At 68.8% G+C, this 6,032-nt stretch carries 7 protein-coding genes; 4 read left to right on the top strand and 3 right to left on the bottom strand.

From position 1 onward, the window contains the following. A partial coding sequence (locus G6026_RS14425) for an amidase family protein (protein WP_241728097.1) occupies positions 1-465 on the top strand: 465 nt, incomplete at its 5' end. A gap of 23 nt (positions 466-488) precedes the next feature. Here the strand turns inward: G6026_RS14425 and G6026_RS14420 are convergent. The 3 genes from G6026_RS14420 to G6026_RS14410 form a co-directional block, all read right to left on the bottom strand. Beyond that, complete coding sequence (locus G6026_RS14420) at positions 489-725, bottom strand: DUF1059 domain-containing protein (RefSeq protein ID WP_107755669.1); 237 nt, start codon at positions 723-725, stop codon at positions 489-491. Between the two features lie 140 nt (positions 726-865). After that, positions 866-1,726, bottom strand: coding sequence for a sigma-70 family RNA polymerase sigma factor (locus G6026_RS14415; protein ID WP_107755668.1), 861 nt, complete (start codon positions 1,724-1,726; stop codon positions 866-868). Between the two features lie 7 nt (positions 1,727-1,733). Continuing rightward, the gene (locus G6026_RS14410) at positions 1,734-3,284 is read right to left on the bottom strand and encodes an acyl-CoA synthetase (protein ID WP_182613585.1); all 1,551 of its coding nucleotides are present in this window, start codon (positions 3,282-3,284) and stop codon (positions 1,734-1,736) included. Between the two features lie 294 nt (positions 3,285-3,578). On the opposite strand from G6026_RS14410, the gene G6026_RS14405 reads away from it, so the two are divergent. The 3 genes from G6026_RS14405 to G6026_RS14395 all read left to right on the top strand — a co-directional run. Then, the gene (locus G6026_RS14405) at positions 3,579-3,905 is read left to right on the top strand and encodes a YrhK family protein (RefSeq protein WP_182613584.1); all 327 of its coding nucleotides are present in this window, start codon (positions 3,579-3,581) and stop codon (positions 3,903-3,905) included. A 468-nt stretch (positions 3,906-4,373) separates the two neighbouring features. Continuing rightward, the gene (locus tag G6026_RS14400) at positions 4,374-5,255 is read left to right on the top strand and encodes a manganese catalase family protein (protein ID WP_182613583.1); all 882 of its coding nucleotides are present in this window, start codon (positions 4,374-4,376) and stop codon (positions 5,253-5,255) included. Positions 5,256-5,445: 190 nt separating this feature from the next. Further along, positions 5,446-6,032 (top strand): hemerythrin domain-containing protein (locus G6026_RS14395; RefSeq protein ID WP_182613582.1); only part of this gene is annotated, 587 nt, incomplete at its 3' end.

Here is a 6,032-nt window from a genome sequence, read left to right as displayed (position 1 = left end):
GCGGAGGAGGAGAACCTTCCACTGTCCGCGATGGAGCGCCGCACCCGGCACCACGCCCTGCTCGGTCGGACCGTGTTCCGCCGCGGTGGGGCGGGCGACGGGGACACGAGGTGGAACCGGGCGACCGAGGCGCTGCGGACCGAGGTCGAGCGCGCGATGGACACCGCCGGCGTCGACGTGTGGCTCACCCCGGCACTGGCCGACCTGCCGCCCGAGGCGACCGACTGGCACCAGCGATCCTGGGGGCGCTCACTGTGGGCGTCGATGAGGTTCTCGCCGTTCACCCCACTGGCCAACGTGCTGGGCTGGCCCGCGATGACCGTCCCCTGCGGTCGCACCGCGACCCCGGCCGGCCGGGTCCTGCCGACCTCGGTCCAGCTCGTCGGTCGGCCCGGTTCCGAACCGACACTGCTCTCGTTGGCTGCTGCGATCGAGAGTGCTGGCACGATCGACAGTGCTGGCTGAACGGGGACGAGCCCGGGTCCGCGTCAGTCCTCCGGCAGCTCGGCGAAACGCTTCTTGACGTCGTTGTACCACCCGAGGGCCTGACGGGGCCGCATCCACCGCCCCTTCATCTCCTTGCGCGCAGGCCCGTGCGCCTCGTCCCCCGCTTTGACGAGTTCCTTCAGGTGGGCGTCCTGGGCGTTGATCACATCGTCCGCGGTCTCTCCGGAATGGGCGAGGTCGCAGGGGCCTCCGAGGTCTCTGCAGGTCATGGTCTTCATGGTGTGTCCTCCCGTGTCCGGGTGGCGCGGTGTGCGCTCCCCACCATGATGACGAGCGGCGGCCCGGAGATGTGACCGTCCCCTGGCAGGCGAGGTGACCTGCACACCTGCACTGACGGCGAGGTGCTCTACCCCGGAGGTCAGCGCCTGTCGCCGTCCCGCCGGCGGTCGATCGTCTCCAGTGCCTCGGGTCGGGCCCGGAAGTCGATGCGGGTGACCATGCCGCCCGTGACACGGAAGTCAAAGGCCACCCGGGCGACACCGCGGTCGAACCACGCCGCCCCCGGTCGGTCGTGGACGAAGACCGGCAGAGCGGCGGCCGCGGCACCGTTGAAGAACTCCGCCACCGCATCGCGGCCCTCGATCCGCGCGGGGGTCCCCAGGCCCACGGCGACCGGGTCACCCGCCACCACCACGTCCGGCGCGAGGAGTTCGAGGAGTCGGGAGAACTCCCCGTCGCGGGCGGCGGCGAGGAAGGCGTCAACGACCCGCCAGTCCGCTGTGCCCTGATACCCCGGCGAAGCGCCCGAGGACGCACCCGCCGGCCCCCGGACCTTGGACCGCGCCCTGGAGGCGTGCTTGCGGGCGGCGGCCGGGGTGCAGTCCAGGATTCCGGCGATGGCGGCGAAGTCGACACCGAACGAATCGTGCAGGACCAACGCCACCCGCTCGGCCGGGGTGAGCCGGTCGAGCACCAGGTGAAGCGCCGATCCCACCGAGTCGGCCAGGACAGCCTCGTCGGCCGGGTCGGGATCGACTCCCGGACGGTCGAGCGGTTCACCGGGCGCCGGCACCGCCGCCTTGAGACGGTCCAGGCACACCCTGGTGACCACGGTGGTGAGCCATCCCGGCAGGTTGTCGACGGCGGAGACGTCAGCCCTCGCCAGTCGGAGCCACGCCTGTTGGACCGCGTCCTCGGCCTCGGCCGGATCACCGAGGACGCGTGTGGCGATCCGGGTGAGTCTGGGCCGCTCGCGCTCGAACTCCTCGGTCAGGTCCATCGACAGCTCAGGCCGGGGACCCGCTGGTGTAGCGGTCCAGGATCCGACGCTTGACCAGCTTCCCGGTGGGGGTGCGGGGCAGCTCGTCGACGAAGTCCACCGCGCGCGGGATCTTGAAGTCCGACACGTGGCCACGGAGAGATCCGAGGATCTCGTCAGCCAGGCCCGGGTCGCCGGCGCGGTCGGGGGCGGGCGCCACCACGGCGTGGACCCGCTCCCCCATCTCCTCGTCGGGGATCCCGATCACGGCGACGTCGTCGACCGCGGGGTGCAGTGCGAGGGCGTTCTCGATCTCCTGCGGGTAGATGTTCACCCCGCCGGAGATGATGGTGAACGCCTTGCGGTCGGTGAGGTAGAGGAAGCGGTCGGAATCCAGGTATCCCACGTCGCCGAAGGTGGACCAGTTCGAGTGCTCGGGGTGGAAGACGGACGCGGTCTTGTCCGGATCGCCGTGGTAGGAGAAGGTGCCCTCGTCCTGCTGCCAGTAAATGGTGCCGATCTCACCGATGGGGAGCTCGCGGCCCTCCTCGTCGCAGATGTGCGCGATGCCCTTGAGCCCGTCGCGCCCCACCGATCCGGGCCGCTCGAGTGCCTCCTGCGAGTTGATGAACGTGATCCCCATCCCCTCGGTGGCGGAGTAGTACTCGTGGATCACCGGTCCCCACCACTCGATCATCCGGCGTTTGACCTCGGGCGGACACGGCGCGGCGGCGTGGATGGCGTGGGTCATGCTGGACAGGTCGTAGCGCTGCCGCGTCTCCTCGGGCAGCTTGAGCATGCGCACGAACATCGTCGGTACCCACTGCGAGTGGGTCACGCGGTACTCCTCGATGAGGCGCAGTGACTCCTCGGCGTCGAAGCGGTCCATGAGGATCACGGTCCCGCCGACCGAGTTGACCACACCGCAGAACCTCAGCGGGGCCGCGTGGTAGAGCGGCGCGGGACACAGGTACACGCTGTCGGCGTCGAAGGCGTAGAGGAAGCTGAACACCGGGGTGTAGACGTCGGGCACCTCGTCGATCTGCCCCTCCGGCGGGTCCACGCGGACGCCCTTGGGTCGGCCGGTGGTGCCGGAGGAGTAGAGGAAGTCGTGGCCACGGGGCTGGTCGGCGGGCGGATCGGTGGGCTTGTCGGCCAGCAGCGCACGGTAGTCCGCGAACCCGTCGAGTGTTCCGCCGAACACCACCCGATGTTCGACGCCCGGGTGCGCGTCCGGGGACAGATCCACGTGGTCGGCCACCGGGGCGGAGACGACGAGGGCGCGGGCCCCGCAGTCGCCGATGATGTAGGACGACTCGTCGGCCGTGAGGTGATGGTTGATGGCCGCGATGTAGAGCCCGGTCCGCAACGCGGCCCAGTAGATCTCGACCATCTCGAGGGTGTTGTCCGACACCACGGCGATGGTGTCACCGGGGCGCAACCCCCAGTCGCCGGACAGCACGTGCGCGAACTGGGCCGACCTGGCCTCGAGCTCGGCGTAGGTGACCTGCTCGCCCGTCGCGGGGCGGATCACGGCGGGCTTGTCGGGCGTGGTGGCGGCGAAGGTTCCCGGGAACATGCTCCGGAGCATATATCCCACATGTGATCCGGATCACGCTATCGGGCGATCCGGATCAGCGCGACGAACGCGCGCCTTCGGGGCCGTCACTTCTGCGGGCAGCCCTCACCCCGGCACCGGGAATCCTCTCATCCATTCCGAGTGACGGGATCGGCTTCGGTAGTGACCTCCAGGTGCCCGGCGTAGCGTCGCAGGCGCCCACGAGGCGGAATCGACGCGACCGCGCGCGGTCCGCCCGCCGCCGCGATCGCGTGGTCGACGGCCACACCCACTCACTCCGAGGTCGCGCGTTTCATGAATGCCACTCCTCACACGAGCACCCCATCGACGACCGCCTCCGGATCCGACTGGTCACTGCGGCTTCCCCTCGGGGACGACGAGGTGGTCATCAACGATCGTTACGAGACACTGTCGATCGCCAACGACGTGCTCATAGCGCTGTTCTTCCTCGTCGGCAGCGTCCTGTTCCTCTCCGACTCCACCCAGACCATCGGCACCTGGCTGTTCATTCTCGGTTCAGTGGAGTTCTTGGCACGGCCCGCCATTCGTCTCGCACGCCGGATCCACCTCAGGCGGATCGGCGAGACCACGGGTAGCCGCGGCGCTGACCACGACTACTGAGCCGAGGCTCTGCTGATGTCGGGACCCAGAACGTCTGCCCGGCCCCGATCGATGGCAGACCGGCGCACTCGGACCCGGTTTGGCGGGCAGGTCAGTCTGAGCGCTTCTCGGCATACTGATCTCTCCTGCACGCCCTCGGAAAGAACGTAATGCGATTGACGGGCAGTGACCCTCATATTCCCGCGGGTGCCTCACTCGTCACCGCGACAAGAGACCGTGGAACCGGGGCACGATAATCGGACGCGCCCTGTCGAGGCCGAGAAGTTCGATCACCGCCGCGGACGCCATGTGGCCGACCATGCCGAACTTCCGTCGGAGAAATCGCCGTGAACAGCATGCATGCCACTCCAGTGCAGCGACCCGGGGGAGCGTGCGGTAGCCATGCCCGTGTGCCGCGCCTACCGTGGCGCTCACTGGATTTATTCGTCGAGATTCGATGAATTCAACGTGTCCAGTGCGGGAGTTCCCATGTTTTATCACAAGCAGAAATTGCAATTTCAGTCAAAGCCCGAGAAGCCCGATGCCGTGTATGCACGCAAGCTCCAGGAGGTCATCGGCGGTCAGTACGGCGAGATCACCGTGGCCATGCAGTACAGCTTCCAGGCGTGGAACGCCCACATCCCCGGAAAGTACCGAGACCTGCTCTTCAGCACCGCGACCGAGGAGTTCGGCCACGTCGAGATGCTCGCGACGATGGTCGCCCAACTGCTCGAGAAGGCCCCACTGGGGATCACCGATCACGCCGTTCAGAACGATCCGGCGGTGGCAGCTGTGGTCGGCGGCACCGACGTCCAGCACGGCATCCTCGCCGGCGCCGGGGCCCGGCCCGTCGACTCGATGGGCAACCCCTGGTCCGGGGCGTTCGTCACCGCGAGCGGCAATCTCCTGGCGGACATGTACGCCAACGTCAACGCCGAGTCGCAGGGGCGCGTCGCGGTCGCCCGGCTCTACCACATGACCGACGACCCGGGCATCCGGGAGCTGCTGTCGTTCCTGCTCGCCCGCGACACGATGCACCAGAACCAGTGGCTCGCGGCGATCAACGACCTCAAGGCCGAGGGCCTCGAGGAGTTGCCCGTGCCCTCGAACTTCCCCAAGTCCAAGGAGGCCGGAGAGCACGCGTACACGCTGTACAACTTCTCCGACGGGGCGACCGCCGCCGACGGTTCCTGGGCGTCCGGTCCCACGCCGGACGGCCACGGCGAGTTCTCGTACTCGGATGAGCCGCTCGAAGGCCCGCCGATGCCGCCCCCGACCCATCCGGATGCCCGCTTCTACGGCACGACAGAGCTGCCGAACACCGTGGAGAAGGTGGCGGGCACCGTCCAGGACACGCTCAACAAGGAGTGAGATCCACCCTCGGACCACCCCGGCACGCCTCATCGCGCAGGAAGCCATCGTGTGAGCGACGCACCTACTGAGTCGATCTGCGCGCGCGACGGGGTCGCGGGGGATCTCCCCCGGCCCCGTCTCCCATTCCACCGCAGCCACGTTGGCCGCGACCCCCTCACCGACCCCCTCTAGAGAAACGAGAGCGAACGTGACATCGATCGCCGACCAGACGACGACCCAGCTCGGCGGCCGCCTGAGTGTCCTGAGCCGCCAGAAGCTCGACCACGTCACACTGGACCGTCTCCTGCACCAACTCGAGCACGCCGATGCCCGGGAAGAACGACAGGTACTTCTCCGCGTGTACCGCCTGGTGTTCCCCCACGCGTTCGCCGAGGAGGCCGTGCTGTGGCCCGTGCTTCGCCGGGTCCTCCCGGACGGGCACGACCTGACCCTCGAGGTGGAACAGGAGCATCAGGAGGTCAACGAGCTGGTCGTCCGACTCGAGAACCTGCCCGCGGATGATCCTGCGAGGCCCGACCTCCTGGCGCGGTTCGTCGAGGTGCTCCGCGACGACGTCCGCGACGAGGAGGACGAACTGCTGCCCCGGCTCCAGGAGCGCCTGAGCCACGGGCGACTCACCGCGCTCGGCCTGGCCTGGGAAGTGGTCCGCCGTACCGCCCCCACACGAGCTCACCCGGTCGTCGCGCGCCGCCCGCCGGGCAACGTCGCCGCAGCACTGCCGCTGACCGTCATCGATCGCCTGCGCGACGCCCTCGAGACCGCCGCGCTGCGCCG

Source organism: Dietzia sp. DQ11-38-2 (genome assembly GCF_014145055.1).
Classification (GTDB): domain Bacteria; phylum Actinomycetota; class Actinomycetes; order Mycobacteriales; family Mycobacteriaceae; genus Dietzia.
This window is presented reverse-complemented; position numbering and strand designations above follow the sequence as displayed.

Bases quoted from the DNA above. Each gene is read 5' to 3' on its own strand.
- G6026_RS14420 (WP_107755669.1), bottom strand. From the start codon at position 725: ATGAAGACCATGACCTGCAGAGACCTCGGAGGCCCCTGCGACCTCGCC.
- G6026_RS14415 (WP_107755668.1), bottom strand. From the start codon at position 1,726: ATGGACCTGACCGAGGAGTTCGAGCGCGAGCGGCCCAGACTCACCCGG.
- G6026_RS14410 (WP_182613585.1), bottom strand. From the start codon at position 3,284: ATGTTCCCGGGAACCTTCGCCGCCACCACGCCCGACAAGCCCGCCGTG.
- G6026_RS14405 (WP_182613584.1), top strand. From the start codon at position 3,579: ATGAATGCCACTCCTCACACGAGCACCCCATCGACGACCGCCTCCGGA.
- G6026_RS14400 (WP_182613583.1), top strand. From the start codon at position 4,374: ATGTTTTATCACAAGCAGAAATTGCAATTTCAGTCAAAGCCCGAGAAG.